Source organism: Bosea sp. Tri-49, assembly GCF_003952665.1.
GTDB lineage: Bacteria > Pseudomonadota > Alphaproteobacteria > Rhizobiales > Beijerinckiaceae > Allobosea.
The window spans coordinates 4,995,738-5,019,107 of record NZ_CP017946.1 but is presented as its reverse complement, the minus strand read 5'-3'; the positions used below and the strand labels follow the sequence as shown (position 1 = coordinate 5,019,107).

Annotated in this window: 24 protein-coding genes; 12 read left to right on the top strand and 12 right to left on the bottom strand. The window is 66.8% G+C overall.

What is annotated here, in order from left to right; genetic code table 11:
• Window positions 1-113 precede the first annotated feature (113 nt).
• The 4 genes from BLM15_RS24250 to BLM15_RS24235 all read right to left on the bottom strand — a co-directional run bounded on the left by BLM15_RS24250 (window position 114) and on the right by BLM15_RS24235 (window position 2,985).
• Window positions 114-866, bottom strand: a complete 753-nt coding sequence (locus tag BLM15_RS24250; protein ID WP_164547625.1) for a transporter substrate-binding domain-containing protein — start codon at window positions 864-866, stop codon at window positions 114-116.
• 94 nt (window positions 867-960) lie between these two features.
• Window positions 961-1,692 (bottom strand): amino acid ABC transporter ATP-binding protein, encoded by a 732-nt coding sequence (locus BLM15_RS24245; protein ID WP_126115151.1) that lies wholly within the window; start codon window positions 1,690-1,692, stop codon window positions 961-963.
• The gene (locus tag BLM15_RS24240; RefSeq protein WP_126115150.1) at window positions 1,679-2,329 is read right to left on the bottom strand and encodes an amino acid ABC transporter permease; all 651 of its coding nucleotides are present in this window, start codon (window positions 2,327-2,329) and stop codon (window positions 1,679-1,681) included. The genes BLM15_RS24245 and BLM15_RS24240 overlap by 14 nt, the downstream gene beginning before the upstream one ends.
• Entirely contained in the window at window positions 2,326-2,985 is a 660-nt protein-coding gene (locus BLM15_RS24235; RefSeq protein WP_126115149.1) for an amino acid ABC transporter permease, read from the bottom strand. The genes BLM15_RS24240 and BLM15_RS24235 overlap by 4 nt, the downstream gene beginning before the upstream one ends.
• Window positions 2,986-3,140: 155 nt before the next feature.
• Here BLM15_RS24235 and BLM15_RS24230 point away from each other — a divergent pair, with 155 nt between their 5' ends.
• The 4 genes from BLM15_RS24230 (at window position 3,141) to BLM15_RS24215 (ending at window position 6,658) form a co-directional block, all read left to right on the top strand.
• The gene (locus tag BLM15_RS24230; RefSeq protein ID WP_126115148.1) at window positions 3,141-3,926 is read left to right on the top strand and encodes an IclR family transcriptional regulator; all 786 of its coding nucleotides are present in this window, start codon (window positions 3,141-3,143) and stop codon (window positions 3,924-3,926) included.
• Window positions 3,927-4,064: 138 nt separating this feature from the next.
• The gene (locus BLM15_RS24225; RefSeq protein WP_126115147.1) at window positions 4,065-4,274 is read left to right on the top strand and encodes a hypothetical protein; all 210 of its coding nucleotides are present in this window, start codon (window positions 4,065-4,067) and stop codon (window positions 4,272-4,274) included.
• Between the two features lie 160 nt (window positions 4,275-4,434).
• Window positions 4,435-4,761, top strand: coding sequence for a polyhydroxyalkanoic acid system family protein (locus tag BLM15_RS24220; RefSeq protein WP_126115146.1), 327 nt, complete (start codon window positions 4,435-4,437; stop codon window positions 4,759-4,761).
• 121 nt (window positions 4,762-4,882) lie between these two features.
• On the top strand, window positions 4,883-6,658 hold the full coding sequence (locus tag BLM15_RS24215) for a cation:proton antiporter domain-containing protein (RefSeq protein WP_126115145.1): 1,776 nt from the start codon (window positions 4,883-4,885) through the stop codon (window positions 6,656-6,658).
• Window position 6,659: 1 nt separating this feature from the next.
• Here the strand turns inward: BLM15_RS24215 and BLM15_RS24210 are convergent, their stop codons facing one another.
• Genes BLM15_RS24210 through BLM15_RS24200 form a run of 3 tightly spaced genes read right to left on the bottom strand, consistent with a single transcriptional unit; the run spans window position 6,660 to window position 9,600 of the window.
• The gene (locus BLM15_RS24210) at window positions 6,660-7,595 is read right to left on the bottom strand and encodes a site-specific tyrosine recombinase XerD (RefSeq protein WP_126115144.1); all 936 of its coding nucleotides are present in this window, start codon (window positions 7,593-7,595) and stop codon (window positions 6,660-6,662) included.
• Window positions 7,592-7,735 carry a histidine kinase gene (locus tag BLM15_RS24205; RefSeq protein ID WP_126115143.1) on the bottom strand — a complete coding sequence of 48 codons (144 nt, stop codon included), beginning with the start codon at window positions 7,733-7,735 and terminating at the stop codon, window positions 7,592-7,594. Before BLM15_RS24205 ends, BLM15_RS24210 begins: the two co-directional genes overlap by 4 nt.
• A gap of 29 nt (window positions 7,736-7,764) precedes the next feature.
• Complete coding sequence (locus tag BLM15_RS24200; RefSeq protein WP_206438564.1) at window positions 7,765-9,600, bottom strand: aminodeoxychorismate synthase component I; 1,836 nt, start codon at window positions 9,598-9,600, stop codon at window positions 7,765-7,767.
• A gap of 120 nt (window positions 9,601-9,720) precedes the next feature.
• Between BLM15_RS24200 and BLM15_RS24195 the strand changes: the two genes are divergently transcribed.
• Genes BLM15_RS24195 through BLM15_RS24185 form a run of 3 tightly spaced genes read left to right on the top strand, consistent with a single transcriptional unit; the run spans window position 9,721 to window position 12,797 of the window.
• Window positions 9,721-10,311 carry a shikimate kinase gene (locus BLM15_RS24195; protein WP_126115142.1) on the top strand — a complete coding sequence of 197 codons (591 nt, stop codon included), beginning with the start codon at window positions 9,721-9,723 and terminating at the stop codon, window positions 10,309-10,311.
• Window positions 10,308-11,456 carry a 3-dehydroquinate synthase gene (gene aroB, locus BLM15_RS24190; RefSeq protein WP_126115141.1) on the top strand — a complete coding sequence of 383 codons (1,149 nt, stop codon included), beginning with the start codon at window positions 10,308-10,310 and terminating at the stop codon, window positions 11,454-11,456. The genes BLM15_RS24195 and aroB overlap by 4 nt, the downstream gene beginning before the upstream one ends.
• 12 nt (window positions 11,457-11,468) lie before the next feature.
• Window positions 11,469-12,797, top strand: a complete 1,329-nt coding sequence (locus tag BLM15_RS24185) for an HlyC/CorC family transporter (protein ID WP_126115140.1) — start codon at window positions 11,469-11,471, stop codon at window positions 12,795-12,797.
• Here BLM15_RS24185 and BLM15_RS24180 read toward each other — a convergent pair.
• A complete protein-coding gene (locus tag BLM15_RS24180; protein WP_126115139.1) occupies window positions 12,787-13,959 on the bottom strand; it encodes a calcium:cation antiporter in 1,173 nt (390 codons plus the stop codon). The two genes, BLM15_RS24185 and BLM15_RS24180, sit on opposite strands and share 11 nt — an antisense overlap.
• A 146-nt stretch (window positions 13,960-14,105) precedes the next feature.
• Here BLM15_RS24180 and BLM15_RS24175 point away from each other — a divergent pair, with 146 nt between their 5' ends.
• Window positions 14,106-14,543: a hypothetical protein gene (locus tag BLM15_RS24175; protein ID WP_126115138.1), complete on the top strand. Its 438-nt coding sequence runs from the start codon at window positions 14,106-14,108 to the stop codon at window positions 14,541-14,543.
• Here the strand turns inward: BLM15_RS24175 and BLM15_RS24170 are convergent.
• Both BLM15_RS24170 and BLM15_RS24165 read right to left on the bottom strand, forming a co-directional pair.
• The gene (locus tag BLM15_RS24170; RefSeq protein WP_126115137.1) at window positions 14,507-14,836 is read right to left on the bottom strand and encodes a DUF1330 domain-containing protein; all 330 of its coding nucleotides are present in this window, start codon (window positions 14,834-14,836) and stop codon (window positions 14,507-14,509) included. The two genes, BLM15_RS24175 and BLM15_RS24170, sit on opposite strands and share 37 nt — an antisense overlap.
• Before the next feature lie 103 nt (window positions 14,837-14,939).
• Window positions 14,940-16,751: a glucan ABC transporter ATP-binding protein/ permease gene (locus BLM15_RS24165; protein WP_126115136.1), complete on the bottom strand. Its 1,812-nt coding sequence runs from the start codon at window positions 16,749-16,751 to the stop codon at window positions 14,940-14,942.
• A 144-nt stretch (window positions 16,752-16,895) separates the two neighbouring features.
• Between BLM15_RS24165 and BLM15_RS24160 the strand changes: the two genes are divergently transcribed.
• Genes BLM15_RS24160 through BLM15_RS24150 form a run of 3 tightly spaced genes read left to right on the top strand, consistent with a single transcriptional unit; the run spans window position 16,896 to window position 19,266 of the window.
• The gene (locus BLM15_RS24160) at window positions 16,896-17,666 is read left to right on the top strand and encodes a motility protein A (RefSeq protein WP_126115135.1); all 771 of its coding nucleotides are present in this window, start codon (window positions 16,896-16,898) and stop codon (window positions 17,664-17,666) included.
• Window positions 17,667-17,680: 14 nt separating this feature from the next.
• A complete protein-coding gene (locus BLM15_RS24155; RefSeq protein ID WP_126115134.1) occupies window positions 17,681-18,505 on the top strand; it encodes an OmpA/MotB family protein in 825 nt (274 codons plus the stop codon).
• Between the two features lie 8 nt (window positions 18,506-18,513).
• Window positions 18,514-19,266 carry a M15 family metallopeptidase gene (locus BLM15_RS24150; RefSeq protein WP_126115133.1) on the top strand — a complete coding sequence of 251 codons (753 nt, stop codon included), beginning with the start codon at window positions 18,514-18,516 and terminating at the stop codon, window positions 19,264-19,266.
• Window positions 19,267-19,285: 19 nt separating this feature from the next.
• On the opposite strand, the gene BLM15_RS24145 is transcribed toward BLM15_RS24150, so the two are convergent.
• Together BLM15_RS24145 and BLM15_RS24140 are read right to left on the bottom strand one after the other, a co-directional pair.
• Entirely contained in the window at window positions 19,286-19,816 is a 531-nt protein-coding gene (locus BLM15_RS24145) for a CAP domain-containing protein (RefSeq protein WP_236846405.1), read from the bottom strand.
• Between the two features lie 4 nt (window positions 19,817-19,820).
• Complete coding sequence (locus BLM15_RS24140; RefSeq protein ID WP_164547624.1) at window positions 19,821-22,403, bottom strand: DUF3772 domain-containing protein; 2,583 nt, start codon at window positions 22,401-22,403, stop codon at window positions 19,821-19,823.
• A gap of 441 nt (window positions 22,404-22,844) precedes the next feature.
• Between BLM15_RS24140 and BLM15_RS24135 the strand changes: the two genes are divergently transcribed.
• Entirely contained in the window at window positions 22,845-23,312 is a 468-nt protein-coding gene (locus BLM15_RS24135) for a (2Fe-2S)-binding protein (protein ID WP_126115131.1), read from the top strand.
• Window positions 23,313-23,370 lie beyond the last annotated feature (58 nt).

The window sequence follows — 23,370 nt, the reverse complement described above, 5'->3', positions numbered from 1 at the left end:
CGGGCTTGACCCGAGCATCTCAGGCCGAAGGAGGCGCCAGCCGGTGCCTACTCGTCATGAGATTCTCGGGTCTGCGCTTCGCTACGCCCGAGAATGACGACGGATGCTGCCACTCACAGCGTCGGCAGCGGGTCCATCGGCATGTCCAGATACTTCTTGTGCAGCCGGTCGAGCTCGCCGTTCATACTGTTGAAGAAGATGAAGCCGTCGAGCCAGCGCACCAGATTATGCTGGTCCATCTGCACGCCCATATGCGCCGGGCTGCGGCGGATGACGAACTTGCGCTCGAACTCCTTGCTCGGGTTCTGCTTGGCGAGCGCCTGGGCGACGATCGAATTGGTCGCGAGCAGGTCCGCCTGGCCGGTGATGTAGGCGGCGGCGGCCGTCGCGTCGTCCTCGGTGCGCATGATGCTCGCCTTCGGCGCCGTCGCGGTGATGGCGAGTTCCTGCGTCGTGCCCTTGGCGGCGGCGACGCGGTTCGAGCCGATCGTTTCCGGGCTCGTCACATTGGCCGATTTCGCGCCGTAGACGGCAAGAAACGTGTTGGCATAGGGCGCGGTGAACTGGATCTGCCGGGCGCGCTCGGGGGTCAGCCCCATCACCGAGATGACGATGTCGACCTTGTCAGTCAGCAGGAACGGGATGCGGTTGGCGCCGGTGATCTGCTGCATCTCCAGCTTCACACCGAGCCCCTTGGCGACCATCTCGGCGAACTCGATGTCGAAGCCGACCGCGTTGCGGTTGGCGTCCTGCGAGCCGAAGGGCGGGGCGTCGAGCGGCACGCCGATGCGCACCACGCCCTTGGACAGGATGTCCTGGAGCTTGTCGGCCTTAGCCTCGACCGCGCCGAACGCGGCGATCGCCATCGCCGCAAGTCCTGCTAGGAATGAACGGCCTGCAAACAGTTTACGCATCTTTCTCTCCCCTCGTTGACCGGTACTGGAACTGATCTTCCCTGCCTCAGTGCAGAACCGCGCTGAGGAAGGTCTTGAGCTCGGGCGTCTTCGGCTCGGCGAGCACCGCCGCGGCCTGGCCTTCTTCGTGGATGCGGCCCTCGTGCATGAAGACGACGCGGGAGCCGAACCTGCGGGCAAAGCCCATCTCATGGGTGACGAGGATCATGGTCATGCCCTCCTGCGCCACGGATTCCAGCACCTTCAGCACCTCGCCCGTGAGCTCGGGATCGAGCGCCGAGGTGACCTCGTCGAACAGCATCAGCTTCGGCCGCATGGCGAGCGAACGCGCAATCGCGACACGCTGCTGCTGGCCGCCGGAGAGCTGGGCGGGGTAGGCGTCGAGCTTGTCTTCCAGTCCAACGCGGGCCAGCACCTCGCGGGCAACCGCGCGCGCCTCGTCGGGGCGCTGCTTCTTCACGACGCGCGGGGCGAGCGTGATATTGTCGGCGACCGAGAGATGCGGGAACAGGTTGAAGCTCTGGAAGACGATGCCGACCTCCTGCCGGAGCTTGCGCAGGTCGGTGGCGGGGTCGTTGACCTTGATCCCATCGACGCGGATCGTGCCGGCCTGGACCGGTTCCAGCCCGTTGACGCAGCGCAGCAGCGTGCTTTTGCCCGAGCCCGAGCGGCCGATCACGGCGACGACCTCGCCCTTCGCGACATCGAGCGAGACGCCCTTCAGCACCTGGTTGGTGCCGTAGCTCTTGCTGACGTCCTGGATTTCAACGAGCGACATCGAGCTTCCGCTCGAGCGAGCGGCTCCATTGCGTGAGGGGGAAGCACATCGCGAAATAGATGCAGGCGACGGTGATGTAGACGGCGAAGGGCTTGTAGGTGCCGGCCGCGGTGAGCTGGCCCTCGCGGGTGAGCTCGACGAAGCCGATGACAGCAGCAAGCGAGGTGTTCTTGATCAGCTGCACCAGGAAGCCGACCGTCGGCGGAATCGCGATCCGGATCGATTGCGGGATGATGACGTAGCGCAGCTGCTCGGCGAGCGAGAGACCGAGCGAGGAGCCGGCCTCCCATTGTGTTTTTGCGATCGAGGTCAGCGCCCCCCGCCAGATCTCGCCGAGGAAGGCCGAGCCATAGACCGAGAAGGCGACGGCGGCCGCGATCCAGGGGTTGACCGAGATGCCGGCGAGCGGCAGGCCGAAGAAAATCAGGAACAGCCAGACTAGGAGCGGCGTGCCTTGGACCAGCTGGATATAGGTCGCCGAAAACCAGCGCAGTGGTGCGATCGGCAGGATACGCAGGATCGCGAGCCCCAGCCCAAGTACGGCCGAGCCGGCGAAGGCGACTGCTGTCAGCGCGATCGTCCAGCGCGCCGCGGCGATCAGGTACATCACATCGATGAGGCCGAATTCCCGGATCATCGCACGAACACCACACGGTAGATCAGGGCGAAGAGGCCGCGGAAGCCGATGGCAAGCGCGAGATAGAGCACCCCGATCACGGTGTAGACCTCGAAATCGCGGAAGGTGCGCGACTGCACGATCGATGCGGCGTGGAACAGGTCCTGTACCGAGATCTGCGAGGCGACGCTGGTCGCCAGCATCAGCAACACGAACTGGCTGGCGAGCGCCGGGAACATCGCCTTCAGCGCCGGGAAGACGACGATGTAGCGGAAGACCTGCAGGCCGGAGAGCCCGAGCGAATGGCCAGCCTCGATCTGCGCCTTCGGCACGGCTTCCAGCCCGGCGCGGACGATCTCGGTGGTGTAGGCGCCGAGGTTGATGACGAGCGCGATCATCGCGGCGGTGAGCCCGTCGAGCCGGACCCCAAAGCTCGGCAGCCCGAAGAAGATCAGGAAGAGCTGCACCAACAGCGGCGTATTGCGGATGATCTCGACATAGGCACCGACGATGCGGCGCAGCCAGGCCGGGCCATAGGTTCGTCCGGCCGCGCAGAGCACGCCGATGACGAGCCCGCCGAGCATCGCCGCCACCGAAAGCAGAAGCGTGATCCAGACGCCGTCGAGGATAGACTCCCAGGCCGCAAAGACGTCGCGAAACTGGAGCCCGTACTTCATCGCCGTCAGCCCTGCTGGGGCCGCGGGCCATGGGCCCGCCGTCCGGATAGGCTGGACGAATGCTGCGGCGATGCGGTCATTTCTCCCCCTCTTTACCCGGAGGCTAGTTTGGCTTCTTATTTGATGTCAAGTTTCACATATGAAACAGGCGTAGCATGAGCGTTTTCCCTGAAGCCGAGAATGACGAGAAAGCGGCCTATGCCGCGCCGGCCCTGGAGAAGGGCCTCGATATCCTCGAACTGCTGGCCGACACCGGCGAACCGCTCTCGACCCGCGTCATCGCCGAGCGGCTGCAGCGCTCGAAGAGCGAGATCTTCCGCATGGTCTTCGTGCTGCAGCAGCGCGGCTATCTCGAGCGCGAGGCGGGAACCGACCGGCTCGGCCTGTCGCGCCGCCTGTTCGATCTCGGCATCAGGACGCCGGGCGGCAAACAGCTCACCTCTGTCGTGCTGCCATTGATGGAGCGTTTCAGCGAGGAGAGCGGCCAGGCCGCCCATCTCGTCGTGCTGAGCCGGGCGCAGACCGTGGTGCTCGCCACCACCGCCGGCCATCTCGACGCCAGCGTCATCGTCCGCCCCGGCTATGGCCGCCCGGCGCTCGACGCCAATTCCGGCCTGCTGATCCTCGCCTTCCAGTCGGAAGCGCGCCGGCGCGGGCTGATGCGCGAGGCGCCGACGGAGATCCGGCAGCGTCTCGACGAGCCGGAGACGCAGGTCGCGCTGGCAGAGATTCGCACGCTCGGCCACCGCATCGCGGCGAGCCGCGACATCCTCGCCGTCACCGACATTGCCTGCCCGGTGATCGGCCCGGCCGGCCATGCCGAGGCGGCGATCCTGGTGCCTTGCCTGCAGCGCCACGGCGTCGAGACCAACGAGAACGCGATCCTGCTCGCGCTCAAGGCCTGCGCCGCCGAGGCGGGCCTGCGCCTGCCCTACGGCTAGGGCTCATCCGGAAAAACCGCCGTCTAACCCGGAAAACCCGCGCAATTGCCGCAGCGCCACCCGAAGCCGGCCATATACTCTCCAAGATTGCTCGCGATTTTGCGTCTAACCGCCGCAACCGCCACGGAGGAGGACGATATGGCCGAGACCGCGACGAATCCGCAGACCATCGTGATGACCGATCCAGAGTGGATCGCGCTCGAGAGCATCAACGAGGAAACGCGCCGCTTCATCTTCGGCGAGGCGATGCTGCGCCTGCTTGAAGGTCGCGGTCTGGCAGAGCCCGGCGATGAGCTCTGGAAGGTCACGCCCCATGGCCAGCAGGCGCTCGAAGCCCGCAGCAACTGATCCTCAAACCCAGTTTCACTTCATACACGTCGTCCCGGGTCGCCTCATGGTGGCTCGGGACGACTTCGTTCAAGGTCGTGTCCATAGACGGTTGCAAGCGCCCGCGGTGGAGCCCATCTCAACGGCACGCCAGTTCGCTCACGCCTCCGGGACCTGACGCATGAAACGCCCCGTCACTATAACGATCTCGCATTCGCTCGGCCGCGAGGCGGCCCGCCAGCGACTGCAGGGCGGCGTCGGCAAGGTCCGCGACAAGCTCGGCGGCTTCGGCATGCAGCTCGTCGAGGAGAGCTGGCAGGGCGACACGCTGCAGTTCGGCGTCGCGGCGCTCGGCCAGACCGTCAACGGCAAGATCGAGGTCGAGGATGCGCTGGTGCGCGTCGAGGTGATGCTGCCTCTGCTGCTCGCGATCTTCGCCGAGAAGCTCAAGCTCAGCGTCGAGAAACAGGGCCAGATCCTGCTCGAGCACAAGCCGACCAAGGCCTGACCTCGCCCTTGCGCGCCATGTCGCAGCTGCTTCACGACTTTTGTCTGCCATCGAAGGTTGAATTGGTCCGCGGCGATCCGCAAAGTCGCGACATCCCTTCCCGCCTGCCCGCCGGAGACCCATGCATCACGGTCCATTGATCGCCATCATCGTCATGGGCCTCGGCCTCGCCTTCGTCTTTGGGGCGCTGGCGCAGAAATTGAAGGTTTCCCCGCTCGTCGGCTATCTCCTCGCCGGCGTCGCGGTCGGCCCGTTCACCCCCGGTTTCGTCGCCGATCAGGGCCTCGCCAACGACCTCGCCGAAATCGGCGTCATCCTGCTGATGTTCGGCGTCGGCCTGCATTTTTCGCTGAAGGATCTGCTCTCGGTCCGCGCCATCGCCGTGCCGGGTGCATTGGTGCAGATAGCTGCAGCCACGCTGCTCGGGCTGGGCCTCGCGCTGCTGCTCGGCTGGACCGTGATCGCCGGCCTCGTCTTCGGCCTGGCGCTCTCGGTCGCCAGTACCGTCGTGCTGCTGCGCACCTTGCAGGAGCGCCGCATCGTCCAGACCGAAAAGGGCAAGATCGCCGTCGGCTGGCTGATCGTCGAGGACCTCGCCATGGTCCTCGCGCTGGTCATGATCCCGGCGGTCGCCGATGTGCTGAACGGCGGCTCCGGCGCCGCTGCCGGAAGTGGGCCGCTGGCGACGCGCTTCGATCTCGGCCTCTGGGGCGTGCTCGGCCTGACGCTCGCCAAGGTCGCCGCCTTCGTCGCCTTCATGCTGATTATCGGGCGTCGGTTGATCCCCTGGATCCTGCATTGGGTCGCCCATACCGGCTCGCGCGAGCTCTTCCGCCTCGCCGTGCTCGCGATCGCGCTCGGCGTGGCCTATCTCGCCGCAAGCCTGTTCGGCGTCTCCTTCGCGCTCGGCGCCTTCTTCGCCGGCATGATTCTGAGCGAATCGCCGCTCAGCCATCGCGCCGCCGAGGAATCCTTGCCGCTCCGCGATGCCTTCGCCGTCCTGTTCTTCGTCTCGGTCGGCATGCTGTTCGACCCCGGCATCCTGTTGCGCTCGCCATTCCCGCTGATCGCCACCATCGCGATCATCCTGTTCGGCAAGACCCTGGCGGCCTGGCTGATCGTGCGCGCCTTCGGCAAGCCCGATCAGGTCGCACTGACGATTTCTGCGAGCCTGGCGCAGATCGGCGAGTTCTCCTTCATCCTCGCCGGGCTCGGCGTCTCGCTGAAGCTGCTGCCCGAGCAGGGCCGTGACCTGATCCTGGCCGGCGCAATCTTCTCGATCGTGCTCAACCCGCTGCTGTTCAAGCTGGTCGACCGCTTCGCCCCGCCCGAGCCGGCGCCGGCCAAGCCAAAGCCAGCCGAGGCAGTACCGGCGCCGGTACCGGAGGCTCCAGCAGCTGCGCCGGAGCCCGAGCCTGCTCCCGCCCCCGAACGCGACATCGCGCCGACCGCTCTCACCGACCATATCGTCGTCGTCGGCTATGGCCGCGTCGGCTCGCTGCTCGGCGCCGGCCTCGCGGCCATGGGCGAGAAGCTGCTGGTGATCGAGGACCAGGACGATGGCGTCGCCGCCGCAAGGCGCGACGGCGCCGAGGTCCTCGTCGGCAATGCCGCCGATCCGGAAGTGCTCGCTGCCGCCGGGCTGGCGCAGGCAAAACGCCTCTTCGTCGCCATTCCCGGCAGTTTCGAAGCCGGCCAGGTCTGCGAGCAGGCCCGCAAGCAGAATCCCGGCCTGCCGATCATCGCCCGGGCCCATTCCGTCGCCGAGGTCGAGCATCTCAGGGAATGCGGCGCCAGCCGCACCATCATGGGCGAGGCCGAAATCGCCCGCGCCATGCTGGCGCTCTGCGGCAGGAGGGGCGAGGAGCCGGCTCCGAGTACACCGAACGCAGCCTGAGCTAGCTCTCGCCGTCCATCAGCGGGTGCAGGTCGCGCACCATACTCTTCAGCCGCTCGTCGAGGATGTGGGTGTAGATCTGCGTCGTCGCGATGTCGGCATGGCCGAGCAGCTCCTGCACGACGCGCAGGTCCGCGCCGTTCTGCAAGAGATGGCTGGCGAAGGCGTGCCGTAGCACATGCGGCGAAACCTTCGCCGGCGATAGGCCCGCCGCCGCCGCGAGCGATTTGAGGTCGCGCCCGAAAGCCTGGCGGGTGAGGTGCCCGCTCTCGCCATCGGAGGGAAAGAGCCAGCGCCCCTCGGCCGCGCCCTGCTCGCGCAAAAAGGCGAGATGCGCCACGGCCGCAACGCGCGCCGCCTCATTCAGCGGCACCAGCCGGTCCTTGTCGCCCTTGCCGCGCACGACGAGAAAACGTTCGCGCGTGGTCGCGGCCGAGAGCGGCAGTGCGATCAGCTCGGAGACGCGCAGGCCGGTGGCGTAGAGCATCTCGATCAAGCAGCGCATCCTGACGCTGCGCGCCCGCGCCGCCGGCGATTGCTTCTCCTGCTCCGCCATCTGCTGCGCCGTGCCGATTAGCCGGTCGACCTCGACGACGCTGAGCACCTTCGGTAGCGGCCGGCCGAGCCGCGGCCCCTCGATCGCCGCGGTCGGATCGCCTCCCGCCAGCCCTTCCGTGTAGAGGAAACGATGGAACTGCCGGACCGCCGAGAGCCGCCGCGCCGCCGAGGAGGCTTTGAGCCCGCGCTCCGACAAGTCGACGAGATAGGCGCGAACATCACCGGCCGTGATCGCCGCCGGCCCGCCCTGGCTCGCGGCGAAGCCGAGATAGTCGTCGAGATCGCGCTCATAGGCTTCGAGCGTGTTCTTGGCGGCGCCACGCTCGGCAGCCAGCATGTCGAGGAAGCCGTTCAGCCAGGCGCGCGCCTGCTTGCTCATTTCTGCAGCTTCGAGGGCGGCACGACCTCGACCATCTCGCGCGGCTCGGGCTGCACGAAAGTCACCAGCGCGATCATGCCGCCATAGATCAGGCCGGCGATAACCGCGAGAAACGTCAGAAACTTGAACAGCGTCGGCACTGCCGGCGATTCCCCATGCACCCCAACCGTTATTTCTGATTGGGGGCATCGGATGCAAGGGCGGAGCCTGCGATCTCTGCAAGCTGCAGCCCGCGCAGGCTGTTGCCAACGAACCAGCTCCCGGCCTGCCGGAGATCGTCGAGACGCAGGGGCGCCTCGCGGGCGGCGCCGGTTTCGATCAGCTCGCGCCGCAGCACGCCCGGTAACAGCCCGTGCTCCAGCGGCGGCGTCAGCAAGACACCGTCGCGCTCGACGAAGATGTTGCTGCGGCTGGTCTCGGTGACGAAGCCCTGCCGGTTCAGCAGCAAGGCATCGCCGCAACCTTGCGACGTCGCCTCGGCGAAAGCCCGTTCATAGGCCGCCCGGCGCGTGGTCTTGTGGCGCAGGAACGGATCGCCGGCATCGACCCGCTGGCTGGCAATGGCGAGACGGACCGCACCATCGGCCGCAAGCGGCATAGGCACCGCCGTGATCTGAAGCGTGCCGTCGCGGCACAGCTGGCAACGAACGCGGCGATCCTCGCCAATCTGGAATAACGCTTCGGCCTCACGCAGCTGCGCGAGCAGCTGCTCGCGATCGAACCGGAAACAGAGAGCCTCCGCCGACGCGGCCAGGCGGTCGAGATGCAAGGGCAGCCGGACATAGCTGCCCGACCAGCGCAGCGTCTCGATCAGCCCGTAATCCCCGGCGAGATTGGTCAGCACCCGCGCCTTCAGCCGGCACTCGGCGTATTCCTCGGCAGGCTTGGAATCGACCACGATGCCGCCGCCGACGCCATAGACGCCCTCACCGCCCGGCAGCAGCGTCGCGGTCCGGATCGCAACGTTGAAGCTGATATCGCCACCCGGCGCGATCATGCCGATCGACCCGGTATAGATGTCGCGCGGTGCAGTTTCGTGCTCGCGGATGATCTCCATCGCCCGCAGCTTCGGCGCCCCGGTGACTGAGCCGCAGGGGAACAGCGCCTGCATCTGCTTCAGGAGCGATAGGCCCGGCCGCAGCTGGCTCGTCACCGTCGAGGTCAGCGTGTGGAAGCCGGGATAGGTCTCGACGCTGAACAAGGCCGGCACCGCGACGGAACCGGTTTCGCTGACCCGGCTCAGATCGTTGCGCAAGAGGTCGACGATCATCAGGTTCTCGGCCCGCTGCTTCGGATCAGCGCGCAAAGCCACCTTCGCTGCCTCGTCGGCCTGCGCATCGCCGCCACGTGCCGCCGTCCCCTTCATCGGCCGGGTGATGGCGCGCCCGCCCGATGTCTCGATGAACAGCTCGGGCGAGACCGAGAGGATGCTCGCTTCACCCGTCGCGACCATGCCGCCATGCGCGACCGGCTGGCTCGCCCTGAGCGCGCCATAGAGCGCCAGCGGATCACCGCGATAGCGGAAGCGGATCGGGAAGGTCAGGTTGACCTGATAGGCGTCGCCGGCGTGGAGATAGTCGAGCACGCGCTGCACGGCCGCTGCGTGACCGGCCTCATCCAGGCCGAACGCGAGCGCCTCCAGCGGCGGCGGAAACAACATTCCGAACTCTCGGTCGAGCGCTGCTCGCGCGATGCTGCGCGGCGCCTCGAACAGGCCGAACCAGAGCAGCGGCAGGCTCCGTCCGACCGGCAGCAATCCGGCAAGGCGGGGCTCGAATGCGTAGCCAAGCTCGTAGGAGAGAAATCCCGCCGCGTAGAGGCCCCGCGCCAATCCAGTCTCGATTTGAGCGAAAGCATCGGCAATTTCAGAAGGCTCGGTAGTCTCCACGATCTCAACGGGATCGGCGAAGAGCAGCGCCTGTCCCGCCCCGGAGCGATCCTCCAGCAGCACGAAGGGCGGCCGCAATCCGGCGATCCCGCAATCCTCTCCGGCTACCGGCATCATGTCCCCGTCACCCTCGTCGCCGCGCTACAAGCCCGGCTTGAGAGCCCCGGTCAACCGCGCCGCACGAGGCGTGGCGGCGCTGCGATCCTCATGCTAGAGCGGGCGGGAGGAATTCTTTCGATGACGATGGCGGAAACGATCGAACAGGTGGACCGGATCGCCCTGCGTGCAACGCTTGGGGCGCGGGCGGTGGTGCTGGTGGGCATGATGGGCTCAGGCAAGAGCTCGGTCGGCAAGCGCCTTGGCGCGCGCCTGGGCCTGCCCTTCGTCGACGCCGACACCGAGATCGAGACCGCCGCCGGCATGACGATCCCGGAAATCTTCGCCCAGCGCGGCGAGAGCGAGTTCCGCGATGGCGAGCGCCGGGTCATCTCCCGCATTCTGGCGACGCGCGCGCCGCTGGTGCTGGCGACCGGCGGTGGCGCCTTCATGAACGCCGACACCCGCGCTCGCATCGCCGAGCTCGGCGTCTCGATCTGGCTCAAGGCCGAATTCGACGTGCTGATGCGCCGCGTCCGCAAGCGCAGCAACCGCCCCTTGCTCCAGACGACCGATCCGGAGGCGACCATGCACCGGATGCTGGCTGAGCGCGAGCCGGTCTATGCACTTGCCGACATCACGCTGATCTCCCGCGACGACCCGCACGAAGTCGTCGTCGAGGATGCGATGGCTGCGCTCGACCGCCGGCTGCGCGAGGAGGGCATGCGATGAGCGCCCTGAAGGCCTCTGAAGCCGCTGCTGCGGCGCGTATCGTCGTGCCGGTCGCGCTGGCCGAGCGCTCCTATGACATCCTGATCGGCCGCCATCAGCTCTGCGAGGCTGCGGAGACCATCGCCGCGCTGAGCCCTGGAGCCCGCGCCGCCATTGTCACCGACGAGAACCTCGCTGCCCTGCATGCGCCGGCGCTCGAAACCTGCCTGCATCAGGCCGGCGTCACGACGACGCGCCTGGTCATTCCACCGGGCGAGGCTTCCAAATCCTATGCCCGCTTCATCGAGCTCTGCGACGGGCTGCTTGCCGCCAAGATCGAGCGCAACGACCTCGTCATCGCGCTCGGTGGCGGCGTCGTCGGCGATCTCTCCGGCTTCGCTGCTTCCGTACTGCGCCGCGGCGTGCGCCTCATCCAGATTCCGACCAGCCTGCTCGCCCAGGTCGATTCCTCCGTCGGCGGCAAGACCGGGATCAACTCCAGCCATGGCAAGAACCTGATCGGCGCCTTTCATCAGCCCGCGCTGGTGATCTGCGACACCGCTTTGCTCGACACGCTGAGCGAGCGCGAGTTCAAGGCCGGCTATGCCGAGGTCGTGAAATACGGGCTGATCGACGATGCCGGCTTCTTCGACTGGTGCGAGGTCAACTGGCGCCGCGTCATGGCTGGCGGCCCCGAGCGCGACCATGCCGTCGCGACCGCCTGCCGGGCCAAGGCCGCCGTCGTGGCGCGCGACGAGCGCGAGGATGGCGACCGGGCGCTGCTCAATCTCGGCCACACCTTCGCCCATGCGCTGGAGCGCTTGACCCGTTACGATTCCACCCGGCTCGTCCATGGCGAAGCCGTCGCGATCGGGCTTTGCCTCGCCTTCCGCTTCTCGCAGCGCCTCGGCCTCTGCCCCGGGCAGGATGCAGGTCGCGTCGCTGCTCACCTCACCACCGTCGGCCTGCCCACCAGGCTGCAGGACGTGCCCGGCGGTGCCGGCACGGCCGGCGAGATCGTCGAGGCGATGACGCAGGACAAGAAGGTCAAGCGCGGCGCGCTGACCTTCATCCTGGCGCATGGCATCGGCAGGAGTTTCATCGCGCCCGGCGTCACCGCCGAGACGGTGCACGACTTCATCGAGAGCGAACTCGCGGGGACCTGAGCGCTTCCTTCCATGGTCGCCATTCCGCATCTCGATCCCTGGCTCGCCCTCGCCGTCGTCGCGCTCGGCGTCCTGCTGACCGGCTTCCTGGCCGCAGCCGATGCGGCGCTTCACGCGCTCTCTCGTGCCAGGCTCGCTGCCCAGGAAAAGGCGGGCAGCCGCCGTGCCGCCATTACGCTACGCGTCCTCGACGATCGCGAGCGCCTGAGTGGCGTCTTCCTGCTGGCGCGAACCTTGGTGAAGACCGCGACGGCGAGCTTCGCCGCCTATGCCGCGCTGGCCTCCTTCGGCGCCAGCGGCGCAGCCGGCCTCGCGATCGCGGTCGCGCTGATCATCGTCGTGCTCGGGGAACTGGCGCCGCGCATGGCGGCCGTCGCCGACCCCGAACGCATGGCGCTCAAGCTGGTGCGCCCGGTGGCCCGTCTGCTTGCTGTGTTCGGCCCGCCGGTGCGGCTGATGCAATGGTTCGCTCGTCGCGTGCTCGGCCTGTTCGGCCTGCGGATCGATTCGCAGCGCCCGGTGCTGGCGATCGACGAGATTCTGCGTGACCAGGTCGAGCTGATGCGCCAGGGCGGCATGGTCGAGAAGGCCGATGGCGACATGGTCAGCGGGCTGCTCGACCTGAAGCAGCTCGAAGTCGCCGACGTGATGATCCACCGCACCAAGATGCGCACGATCAATCTCGATCTCGGCCCGGAGACGATCGTGCGCGAGGTGCTGGCCTCGCCCTATACACGGATGCCGCTCTGGCGCGACAAGCCGGAGAACATCGTCGGCATCCTGCACGCCAAGGACCTGCTGCGCGCGCTCGACGCCGCCGGCGGCGACGCCGGCAAGCTCGATGTCGCCGGAATCGCCTTCGCGCCCTGGTTCGTGCCGGTCAACACGCCCCTGCCCGAGCAGCTCAAGGGCTTCCTCGCCCGCAAGACGCATTTCGCGCTGGTGGTCGACGAATATGGCGAGGTGATGGGGCTGGTCACGCTCGAGGACATCCTCGAGGAGATCGTCGGGGACATCCACGACGAACATGACGTCGCTGTGCCCGGCCTGCGCCAGCAGCCGGACGGCGCGGTCATCGTCGATGGCGGCGTACCGATCCGCGACCTCAACCGGGCAATGGACTGGCAATTGCCGGATGCGGAGGCGACGACCATCGCCGGCCTCGTCATCCATGAGGCGCGCGCCATCCCCGATGCCGGCCAGGCCTTCACCTTCCACGGTTTCCGCTTCGAGGTGATGCGCAAGAGCCGCAACCGGCTGACCGCGCTCAGGATCGCCCCGGCCGGCAACGGCACGCCGGCCGAACCGGAAGCGGCCCAGTCCGGCCCCGTCAGGGGCTGAAGACCAGCACCAGGAAGACGAAGAACACCGAAAGGTGCACCGCGCCCTCCAGCATGGTGGTGCGCGTACCGGTGAAGGTCAGCGTCGAGAGCAGGAGCGTCATCGCCAGGATGACCATGTTGGTGCCGGACAGGCCGAGCACCACCGGCTGCCCGGTGATCAGCCCGATCACGAGAACCGCCGGCACCGTTAGTCCGAGCGTCGAGGCTGCTGCGCCGAGGCAGAGGTTGATCGCCCGCTGCAGCTGGTTGGTGGTGATGGCCCGCAGCGCGGCGATGCATTCGGGCGTGAACACCACCATCGCGATCAGGATGCCGCCGAGCGCAACCGGGGCGCCGAGGCTCGCAATCCCGAAATCCAGCACGGTCGCAAGACTCTTCGCCAGGATTACGATCGGCAGGATGTTCAGGAGCAGAAGGATGACATGGGATTGGGTGGAGCCTCCCGATGTCACATGGGGCGGCTCCTCCGCCGGACCAGGATCGGGCGTGGGCTGCGATGCCAACCCGGATTCCGATTGCATCTTGCCCCGGATATAGGCGGCCCCATAGGGCATGTTCGATTCGCCCGCCGGCTCCTGGAAGAACACGCTGTGGCGACCCGTCTGCAGGATCAGGAAGGCGCCGTAGAGCAGCAGGGTGAAGAGCGAGAACGCGATCGACTGGAAGGTCGTCAGCGTGCCATCGGCGGTCGACGTGGTGAAGTTCGGCAGCACAAGCGGGATCAGGGTCAGCGGGATGATCACCGCGAGATAGGCCGAAGCGCCCTTGAGATTGTAGCCCTGCGAGAAATGCCTGAGACCGCCGAGCAGCAGGCCGATGCCGACCACGCCGTTGAGCACGATCATCAGCACGGCGAACATCGTGTCGCGCCCGAGCGTCGGCGCGCCCTTGGCGCCGAGCATGACCGCCGAGATCAGCGCCACCTCGATGATGACGATCGAGAGCGTCAGGATCAGCGTGCCATAGGGTTCGCCGAGCCGATGCGCCAGCTCATCGGCCTCGTGCACCACGCCGAAAGCCGACCAGACGATCACGCCGAGCAGCCACGCGAAGATGAGCAGCGAAGGGATTGGAGCGCCGAGCTGCCCCAGCAGCGCACTGCCGAAGAACTGAAAGGCTAAGACCGAAGCCCAGGCGCAAGCGAGGCGGGCAATCATCATGTCGTCGTGGCAATCCGTGGTTGGAAGCGATGCGAAGGCGCATACCTGTCCGATCATTCCACAATGGCGCGTGTGTGACACGTGATTGTTGCCTGGCTGCTGGCGGTTTTCGCAAAGGCGCCACAAAGCAAGGCGAGACCAGTGCGATGATCGCGCCTACCCTTCGCTTTGCTTCTCTCGCCATTCTCGCAGGCACATTTCTGCTGCCGACCGCAGGCACGACGCAGGCGCAGCCTGAGCCGACCTTCCGCACGAACTGCGGTGAGTTGCGCGCGGCGCTGAAATCATTGGCCGGAAAGGAAGGCGAGCTCATCACGATCGAGGTCGAAGGCCCGCTGGGCATGGTCAAGGCAGGCCCCGGGCTGACCTATCTCGGTTTGTGCCAGGCACCCGATCCGCAGGTGCTCTGCGTCACCTATGACAGCAATGGCCGAAAGGCCGGCGAGCGCGTCGTGGTCAGCGGCAGCTGGGAACAGGTCGGCCCCGACCACATCAAGCTCGACCCCTGCCTGCATTTCCTGCCGGGCGAGCCGGCCCCCCCTGACGGTCAGCCCAGCTTCGCCAGGAAATCGGTCGCCCTGTAGCTCTCCGGCACGCCCTCGACGATGATCGCGGCACTGCGCGAATTGCGCGTCCTCAGTGGCAGGATCGCCTGGTAGGCCGGCGAGGCGTACCAGCCATGAGCGGCCGCAAGGTCCGGGAAGGCGATGACGACGAGGTCGCCCTCCCAGGGGCCTTCCATGACTTCCGGCGTCACGCCATGGATCAGGAAGCGACCACCGAAGGGCGTGAGGGTCTCGTCAATCTGGCGGATGTAATCGGCGATCTCAGCGTTGAGGGCGACGTCGCGAAGATGGGCGATGGCGTAGGCGGTCATAGTCTGATCCCCTTTCGGAGCGGGTCGACACCCGCGATGCCGGGGACCATGCGACCTATGAGGCGGCCAGTCGATTACCTCCGAGGTAGCAAGGAGGCGGCACTCAGCCTTCGACGATGCCCTTGACCGCGAGCGAGGATGGCTCTGTAGCTACCACCGGCTTGTCGGTGACCAGATACTGCGCCCGGGCCAGCGCCGCGAAGCGTCCGCCCTTGGCGACGAGTTCCTCGAACGAGCCCATCTCGATCACCTGCCCCCGCTCGAAGACCAGAATGCGATCGGCATTGCGGATGGTGGCGAGCCGGTGGGCGATGACGAAGGTGGTGCGGTCCTTCATCACCTCGTCGAGGGCTTTTTGCAGTTTCACTTCGGTCGCTGCATCGAGGGCCGAGGTCGCCTCGTCGAGAATCAGGATCGGCGGGTTCTTCAGCAACGCCCGCGCGATCGACAGGCGCTGGCGCTCACCGCCGGAGAGCGTGCGGCCACGTTCGCCGACGATGGTGTCGAGCCCGTCGCTCTGGCGCGCCATCACCTCGGTCGCTTGAGCCCGGTCGAGTGCTTCCACCATCTCGGCATCGGTCGCGTCCGGCTTGCCGACGGTCAGGTTCTCGCGGATCGAGCGCGCAAACAGCATCGGCTCCTGGAAGACGACGCCGATGTTCCGGCGCAGCGAGAGCAGCGAGATCTCGCGGATGTCGCGTCCGTCGGCGAGGATGCGACCCGATTGCGGATCGAAAGCGCGGTGCAGCAGGCCGAGCGTGGTCGACTTGCCCGATCCCGTCGAGCCGACGATGGCGATGGTCTCGCCGGGCTTCACCTCGAAGGAGACATCGGCGACTGCGGCGCGCTTGCCGTCATAGGAGAAGGAGACGTTGTCGAAGGCGATGGCGCCTTCGAGCCGCCCGGCATCGGGCGCGCCGGGCTGGTCGCGCACCGCCGGCAGCGTGTCGATCACCTCGAAGAACTCGCGCATCTTCGGGGCCTGCATGAAGATGAAGTTCACGAAGGAGACGATCTGCTCGAGGCGGCCGACCAGCATGGTGGCGAAGCCCATGAAAGTGACGATCTCGCCGACCGTGGTCAGCCCCTGCATCAGGAGCCAGGTGCCGACGACGAAGATCGAGAGCACGGTTAGGGTCGCCGAGGCGCGGGTCGCGACGGTGGCGACCGCCCACCAGGTCAGCACCGGGATCTGCGCGGCGAGCAGGCTGGTGATGGTGTTGCGCAGGCCACGGACCTCGGCCTCGATCCGGGTGAAGCTCTGGATCACCGGCACGTTGCCGAGCGCATCGGAGGCCCGCTCGGCTAGGCTCGAATGATAGGCCTCGACATTGCTCTGCAGCTTGTCGGTCTTGCGCAGCACGAAGGCGGTGAGTGTGCCGAACAGCACGACGAGGAAGATCAGCACCAGGCCGAGCTGCCAGTTCTTCCACAGCGTGAACGGCAGCAGGATGAAGAGCGCGACGAAGCTGGCGCAATGTTCGCGGAAGAAGGAGAGCCAGAGCGCCCACATGCCGCTGGTGCCTTCGAGCATCACCTTGAGCACGCGGCCGGAATGGGTCTGCGTGTGGTAGGCGAGCGGCAGCGTCAGCGCGTGCTCGAAATAATTCGCCATCACCGCGAGCCGGCGGCGGTGTGCCAGACGGTCGGCGAACAGTGCGACAAAGACGCCGGCTGCGATGTTGAACAGGCCGAAGCCGACCCAGGCGGCCAGCAAGACGTTGATATCGGCCCAGCTCGGGCGAGTACCACTGATCTGCAGGCTGGTCAGCTTGTCGATCAAAGCGCCGAACAGCATCGGCTCGGCGAAGGCAGCGGCCGCCAGCGCGATATTGGCGAGTGCGAGGATGAGCCCGAGGCGCCGTTCCGGGCCGAGCTCGCCGAGGACGCGGGCGTAGATCGCAAGCAAAGACATTGTGCAGCAGCTTTAGACGACGCCACCGCGTGAGCAAGTCCTCAACCTTAACGCTTCCTTCAATTGCCGCTCCTTATGGTTTCCGCAACAGCGAAAGCCTGGGCTCGGCGGCATGCCTGGCCCGGCCGGCTTGGGATGGCATTCATGGATATCGCGACCGGCGCAGGCATTATCGGCGGCATCGCGACGATCGTCGCGCTGATCATGATCGATGGTGGCAATTTCGCCGCCTATTATGACAAGCACGCCGTGATCATCATCTTCGGCGGCGCCTCGGCCGCGACCATGCTGCGCTTTCCCTTCTCGGTGATCGCGCACGGGCTGCCGATGGGCCTCCGCTTCGCTTTCACCATGCGCTCGATCCATCCGCGCGAGTTGATCGACGAGATCACCCGCGTCGCCGAGATCAACCGCAAGAGCGGCCCGGTGGCGCTCGAGAATGTCGAGGTCTCCGACCCGTTTCTGGCCCAGGGCCTGCGCTACATCGCCGATGGCTATGACAAGGACTTCATCCGCGACACGATGGAGCGCGACCGCGACAACTTCCTGCAGCGGCTCGACGAGGGTTCCAAGGTCTACCGCGCGATCGGCGACTGCGCCCCGGCCTGGGGCATGATCGGAACGATTCTCGGCATGGTCACCATGTTCGCCAACATGTCCGACCCGTCCAAGCTCGGCCCGGCCATGGCGACCGCGCTGCTGGCGACCCTCTACGGCGCCATGGTCGCCAACATGCTCACCCTGCCGATCGCCGACAAGCTCCACATCAAACTCGAGGAGGAGGAGATCTCGCGGACGCTGATCATCGACGGCATCCTGCAGATGCGTGACGCCAAAAGCCCGACCCTGGTGCGCGAAATGCTCCTTGCCTATCTGCCCGACCATCACAGGGCGGAGATGGCTGAAGCCACCTGAGCGGACCTTAGCAAATGGCCAAGAAGAAGCGAGGCGGGCATGGTGGTCACGGCTGGTTCGTGACCTTTGCCGATCTCATGGCCTTGCTGATGGCATTCTTTGTCATGGTCGCCGCCTATTCCAGCCAGGACAAGCAGAAGCTGCAGATCGTCGCCGGCTCGATGCGCGAGGCCTTCGGCACGCAGCGCGAATTCAAGCTCGCCGGCATCGTCGAGGTCGACGGCGTCCCGACCAAAACGCACATCAAGAACGCCTATGTCCGTCCGATCGAGGACGCATCCGACAACACTGCGCCGAACCAAAATCAGCAGAAGGAGGAGGGGCTGGTCTCGGCCACTCATGACCGCGGTTTCGCGCTCGCCGCCGCCTCGCTGCGCCAGGCGCTGCGCGAGATGCCCGAGATCGGCGAGCTCTCGCGCAACATCCTGATCGACGTGTCCGAGCAGGGCATTGATATCCAGCTCGTCGATCAAGACGGGCGGGCGATGTTCGACGAAGGCTCGACCCAGCCGAACGAACGCATGCGCAGGCTGCTTTCCGCGATCGCGCCGACGCTTCGCCGCATGCCCAACAGGATCGCCATCACCGGCCACACTGCCGCGCAGCGCCCGGGCACGGTCGCCCCCGGCAATCCCTGGGCGCTGTCCGTCGGCCGCGCCTCGGCGGTGCGCGAGATCCTCGGCAATGCCGGCGTCCCGGATGAGCGCTTCAGCTCGGTCACCGGCAAGGCCGACACCGACCCGCTGGTCAAGGACAACCCTTATCTCGCCTTCAACCGCCGCGTCGGCATCGTCCTGAAGGCAGACGCACCGCCATTGCCCGTCGGCGCAAGGCCCTGAGCCACGGCATGCCGTGGCTTTCCATCGACTGGCGCGTGCTCGCCGTCGGCTTGTCCTTGCTAGCCTTGCGCCCGGTCGGCGCCGAGCCGCTGCCGTCCGGCTTCGTGTGGTTACGGGAACTGGCGCCAACGATCGCCCAGGAGATCCGCTACGCGACGCCGTTCAACTTCACCGGCGCGGCCGTGCCCGGCTACGGCCGGGCTGAATGCATCCTGACGCGCGCAGCTGCCGACGCCCTGATCAGCGCCGAGAAGCGGCTCACCCAAGAGGGATACGGGCTGAAGCTGTTCGACTGCTACCGGCCAGCTCGCGCCGTCGCTGCCTTCAACGACTGGGTGAAGCGGCCGGGTGGGCCCGATCTTGGCCGCATCTTTCATCCCGGCATCGCCAGGGGCGATCTCGTTGCCAAAGGCTACATCGCCGGCAATTCGAGCCATTCGCGCGGCTCCACCGTCGATGTCGGCCTCATCCGCTCTGGCGAAGCCGCCTCGCCAACGCCCTTGGATGCCGGCCCCTGCGACGGTCCGCTTTCAACGCGTCCGCGCGAATCCAGTCTCGATCTCGGCACGAGATTTGACTGCTTCTCGGAGAAAAGCGCGCTCGGCCATTCCGGAAACACGGCCGAGGCTCGCAGCAACCGCGCTATCCTCGCCACCGCGATGAGGGCCGAGGGCTTCCGCGGCTACAGCAAGGAATGGTGGCACTTCACGCTCGCGAAGGAACCGTTCCCGAAGACGCCCTTCGATTTCGTGATCGAATAGGCCCGTCAGCCGCGCCTGCTCAGGGCGCCACCACCAGCGCCCAGTAGACCTGATATTTCGACCCCGCCGCATAGGCCGAGGCGATGCCCATCCGCGTCGCGTTCGGCGCCTTCATCACCCGGTCGTGTTGCGGCGAGTCACGCCAGCCCGAGAAGGCCTCGGCCAGGCGCCGATAGCCGGCCGAGAGATTGGCCTCCGCGCCCGGCTGCCCGGCGCGCGCGAGCCTGGCCTTCACCGCCTCGGCTTGGGCCGGCTTGTCGGCGGCGGCCATGGCGGCGGCCTCCTGCTCGGCCGCCTGCATCAGCTCCGGATCAAGCTTCAGCGCGGCGAGGCCGGCATTCAGCCGATAGGCCGAGATGGTCGCCCGCGCCGCCTCCGCATCGACCTTCGCAGAGGGCGAGCCGAGATCGCGATAGAAGGCGGGTTGCGTCCGCGCGGGCTCGGTGCAACCGGCGAGATTGAGCAGCGAGAGCGCGGCGGCGAGAGCGGCGGGGCAGCTCATCGCACGCAGCCGCTGCGGGCGCGTGGAAAACGCGGGGAAAAGGCGCATTGCATCAGTCCTTGGTCTCGTCCTTGCCGCCCGTCGCGGCTGGTTCAGGCTTGGCGGGCGGCGGGGCCGGGGCCTCCTCCGGCTCTTCCTCGGCCTCTGGCGGTGGGCCCGAACGCTTCACGGTGACACGTCCGCCCGCTGGCTTGGCGCGACGGCCGACCTCCCGCGAGACGGCGGCGGCGATCTCGCCGAGCGAATGTTCGACGCCCTCCAGGCCCTTGACCGTGAGCTCGGTCGCGACCGGGGTCTCCAGCTCGGTCAGACGCCGGTGGATGACGTAGTTGAGATCGCTGGTGACGCGCCCGACGATGTCGACCTCGCCGACCACGCAGATCAGGTCGAAATCCATCGTCGTCGTACCGAGCTTCTTGAACAGCACGGCCGGCGGCGGCTTCTTCAGCACGTCGCCATGCGCTTCGCCAGCTTCTAGCAGCATGGCGCGGACGTCCGTCGGGTTGAGCCGGCGCGGCACGCTGATCGAGATCAGCACCCGGCCGGTCCGATCGGACCGGACGCGGTTGCGCACCACGCCCGAGACCAGGTTCGAGTTCGGCACGATCACCGAGGAGCGATCGAAGGTCTCGATCTCGGTCGAGCGGACATTGATGCGCTTGACGATGCCCTCGGCGTCGCCGACCACCACCTGGTCGCCGACCCGGATCGGGCGCTCCCAGAGCAGGATCAACCCCGAGACGAAGTTCGACACCACCGACTGCAGGCCAAAACCGATACCGACCGAGAGCGCCGAGGCGACGAGCGTCAGCCGCTCCAGGCTGAGACCCAGCGAGGAGAAGGCTATCGCGGCCGCGGCGACATAGCCGACATAGCCGGCCGCCGTGGTGATCGAGTTACGTAGGCCGGGGTCGAGCGCAGTCGTCGGCAGGAACTTGCCTTCGAGCCATCCCTGCAGCGAGCGCGTCGCCGCAAGCCCGAGCGCGAACAGCAAGATCGCGACGACGATCGAGGACAGCGAAACCGTGACCCCGCCGACCTGGAAGCCGAAGAAGGCGGCGCGCAGCGAGGTCAGGAAATCCGTCGATTCCAGCCCCCATGGCGCCAGCGCCAGCATGAGCGTGACGACGATCAGCACGATCTTGAGCGCGCCGGACAGCACGACGGCGATCTTCTGCAGCGTCGCCGCACGCAGGCCGATCCCGGCGCGCAGCGTCAGCGCAAAGCGCCCCTCACCGGTGAGCTGGCTGGTGATGCCAAGCTCGATCAGCTGCATCAGCAGCACGAAGGCGGCGGCGAGGATGCCGAGCCAGATCACCTGCTCGGTCAGGAAGGTCGCCAGCACGACATAGCCGAGCAGGACCGACAGGATCACGGCGACGCCGACGATCCAGCCAAGGATCCGCACCGGTCCCAGACTCGCGCCATCGACCGGCACATAGGGACCGAGGCAGGCCTCCTCCTCGATCTCCTGATTGTCGCGCAGGCGATAGAGGCCGGCGATCAGGATCAGCGCGAAGACGACGGCGAAGACACCGCGCACGATGATCGACAAGGTGAGGCCGGCAGCGATCGCCTGCAGCCAGGCTTCGAACACCTTGCCGATCGCCATGACGATCGCGAGCGAGCCCGCGAGCCAGGCCACGGTTCGCGCGGTCGTTTCCATCACGCTGGCGAGGCGCCGCTGCGGCTCGCCGGGGGCGAACAACGCATCGGCCAGCGCCTGGACGAAGGCGAAGAGCGCGAGCCCGAACACCGCGGCGAGAATCACCGGCTGAATCCGTGGCGGTAGCAGGCCGGCGGTGTTCAACCCCGCATAGATCAGCCAGCTCGCCAGTGCCGGTGGCGCCGTCCGCGCGACGATGCGGATGAGCGCCGCATAGAGGATATGGCGATCACTCGAATCCACGCTTGCCGCCAGCCGGGCTGTCAGCCGCGGCATGTAGCGGGCGCGCGCGACATAAAGTGCGATCGCGCCGAGGAAGGCGAAAGCGACGAGGACGCCGCGGGCGCTGAGCAACGCCGAGGTGAAGACCGAGAGCCAGTCGCCGAAGATCAGTTGCGAGGCGCGCAGATCCGATGGGAAGGCCGTCAGCGTCGTCGACCAGACTTCGGGATTGAGAATCGACGGGCCGGCTGCGAACAGCGCCTTGGCGAAACGGTCGCGTCTGAGATCGGCGATCGAGCTTTGCAGCTGCTCCCCTTGCAGCAGCGTCGCGCGGCCGATTTTGAGCGTCTCGTCGGCTTCCGCGAAGGTTTTGGTGCGGGTCTCGCGCTCACGCGCCACGTCCGGCGTCTCAGGCGGCGCATTGGCGTCCGGCTTTGCCCCGAGCTGGTCGAGCCTGAGCTTGGCCTGCTCGGTGCGCGGTCCCTGCTCATCTGTGAGGATACGCAGCTGGTCGAGCAAGGGCTGCAGCCGCAGGCGCTGGCGCTGCAATTCGCTGTCCGACACATTCGGATTGGTGAGTGACGCCTCGATCTGGGTGAGTTCGCCGCGGATCGAATCCAGGCGGGCGCGGGCACTCGCAGGGTCAGTGGGCTGCGCCAACGCCGCCAGGGGCAGGAACAACAGCGCCAGCGCGAACAGCAGGGCGCCGCCGAACTGGCGGAAAGCTCGGAGAAGGCGGGGGATCATCGGCATCTTTGTCCTGCCGGGCTGATTCGCATCGTCGCGCAGCCTCGCCATTGCAGCGGCGCGAAAGCAAGCATGTCCGACGAAACGACAGTATGGCCGGCTTCGCGGCTTTGCCGCGCCGGCGGACGAAGATCGTGCAAGAGCATCACATTCCTGTGAGAACGCGCCGTCGCCGACGCGCCTGACGCTGTGTGTCTTCGACAGAAAACCGGACAGCATCATGGCGGCGCCAGCAAAAGCCGTCCGGATCGAAGAGTCGATGCCCAGAAACAGCCCAACGGGACCGTGATCGCCGGTGAGCGTACAACCTCTGGCGGTAGACGCGCTTCTGAGTTTGAATTCCTCCAAGGAACATCTCTGGCCGCTGACCGGCCAGCCTGATCGAACGGCGAGGCGCGATGGCTCTCTCGCCGACCTTGGAATCGAAACCGGGAGGTTGCGGTGGCTAAGCTCAGCATTAATGGCAAAACGATCGACGTAGCAGTCGAGGACGACACGCCGCTGCTCTGGGTGATCCGCGAGCAGATCGGCCTGACTGGTACAAAATATGGTTGCGGCGTCGCCCAATGCGGCGCCTGCACGGTGCATATCGACGGCGTCGCCACCCGCTCCTGCACCATGCCGGTAAGCGCTCTCACCGCCGAGCAGAAGATCGTCACCATCGAGGGCCTCTCGCCCGACGGCAACCATCCGATCCAGAAGGCCTGGATCGAGCACGACGTGCCGCAATGCGGCTTCTGCCAGAGCGGCATGATCATGGCCGCGGCCGCCCTGCTCCAGGCAAATCCCAAGCCGAGCGATGCCGATATCGCCGCGGAAATGACCAATATCTGCCGCTGCGGCACCTATAACCGCGTCAAGGCTGCCATCAAGGACGTCGCCGCCGGCGGCCAGCTCGGCCGCGGCTGATCTGATTTTCCCTTTTTTCCTGCGCACGGCTCGAGCGCCACAGCCTCGCCGCAGCGCC

Excerpts from the sequence above, each read along its gene's own strand:
- BLM15_RS24215 (WP_126115145.1), top strand. The coding sequence starts at position 4,883 with ATGCATCACGGTCCATTGATCGCCATCATCGTCATGGGCCTCGGCCTC.
- BLM15_RS24250 (WP_164547625.1), bottom strand. The coding sequence starts at position 866 with ATGGCGATCGCCGCGTTCGGCGCGGTCGAGGCTAAGGCCGACAAGCTC.
- BLM15_RS24170 (WP_126115137.1), bottom strand. The coding sequence starts at position 14,836 with ATGACCGCCTACGCCATCGCCCATCTTCGCGACGTCGCCCTCAACGCT.
- aroB (WP_126115141.1), top strand. The coding sequence starts at position 10,308 with ATGAGCGCCCTGAAGGCCTCTGAAGCCGCTGCTGCGGCGCGTATCGTC.
- BLM15_RS24160 (WP_126115135.1), top strand. The coding sequence starts at position 16,896 with ATGGATATCGCGACCGGCGCAGGCATTATCGGCGGCATCGCGACGATC.
- BLM15_RS24175 (WP_126115138.1), top strand. The coding sequence starts at position 14,106 with ATGATCGCGCCTACCCTTCGCTTTGCTTCTCTCGCCATTCTCGCAGGC.
- BLM15_RS24245 (WP_126115151.1), bottom strand. The coding sequence starts at position 1,692 with ATGTCGCTCGTTGAAATCCAGGACGTCAGCAAGAGCTACGGCACCAAC.
- BLM15_RS24225 (WP_126115147.1), top strand. The coding sequence starts at position 4,065 with ATGGCCGAGACCGCGACGAATCCGCAGACCATCGTGATGACCGATCCA.
- BLM15_RS24185 (WP_126115140.1), top strand. The coding sequence starts at position 11,469 with ATGGTCGCCATTCCGCATCTCGATCCCTGGCTCGCCCTCGCCGTCGTC.
- BLM15_RS24210 (WP_126115144.1), bottom strand. The coding sequence starts at position 7,595 with ATGAGCAAGCAGGCGCGCGCCTGGCTGAACGGCTTCCTCGACATGCTG.
- BLM15_RS24235 (WP_126115149.1), bottom strand. The coding sequence starts at position 2,985 with ATGAAGTACGGGCTCCAGTTTCGCGACGTCTTTGCGGCCTGGGAGTCT.
- BLM15_RS24195 (WP_126115142.1), top strand. The coding sequence starts at position 9,721 with ATGACGATGGCGGAAACGATCGAACAGGTGGACCGGATCGCCCTGCGT.
- BLM15_RS24220 (WP_126115146.1), top strand. The coding sequence starts at position 4,435 with ATGAAACGCCCCGTCACTATAACGATCTCGCATTCGCTCGGCCGCGAG.
- BLM15_RS24150 (WP_126115133.1), top strand. The coding sequence starts at position 18,514 with ATGCCGTGGCTTTCCATCGACTGGCGCGTGCTCGCCGTCGGCTTGTCC.
- BLM15_RS24140 (WP_164547624.1), bottom strand. The coding sequence starts at position 22,403 with ATGATCCCCCGCCTTCTCCGAGCTTTCCGCCAGTTCGGCGGCGCCCTG.
- BLM15_RS24240 (WP_126115150.1), bottom strand. The coding sequence starts at position 2,329 with ATGATCCGGGAATTCGGCCTCATCGATGTGATGTACCTGATCGCCGCG.
- BLM15_RS24155 (WP_126115134.1), top strand. The coding sequence starts at position 17,681 with ATGGCCAAGAAGAAGCGAGGCGGGCATGGTGGTCACGGCTGGTTCGTG.
- BLM15_RS24180 (WP_126115139.1), bottom strand. The coding sequence starts at position 13,959 with ATGATGATTGCCCGCCTCGCTTGCGCCTGGGCTTCGGTCTTAGCCTTT.
- BLM15_RS24230 (WP_126115148.1), top strand. The coding sequence starts at position 3,141 with ATGAGCGTTTTCCCTGAAGCCGAGAATGACGAGAAAGCGGCCTATGCC.
- BLM15_RS24145 (WP_236846405.1), bottom strand. The coding sequence starts at position 19,816 with ATGCGCCTTTTCCCCGCGTTTTCCACGCGCCCGCAGCGGCTGCGTGCG.
- BLM15_RS24200 (WP_206438564.1), bottom strand. The coding sequence starts at position 9,600 with ATGATGCCGGTAGCCGGAGAGGATTGCGGGATCGCCGGATTGCGGCCG.
- BLM15_RS24165 (WP_126115136.1), bottom strand. The coding sequence starts at position 16,751 with ATGTCTTTGCTTGCGATCTACGCCCGCGTCCTCGGCGAGCTCGGCCCG.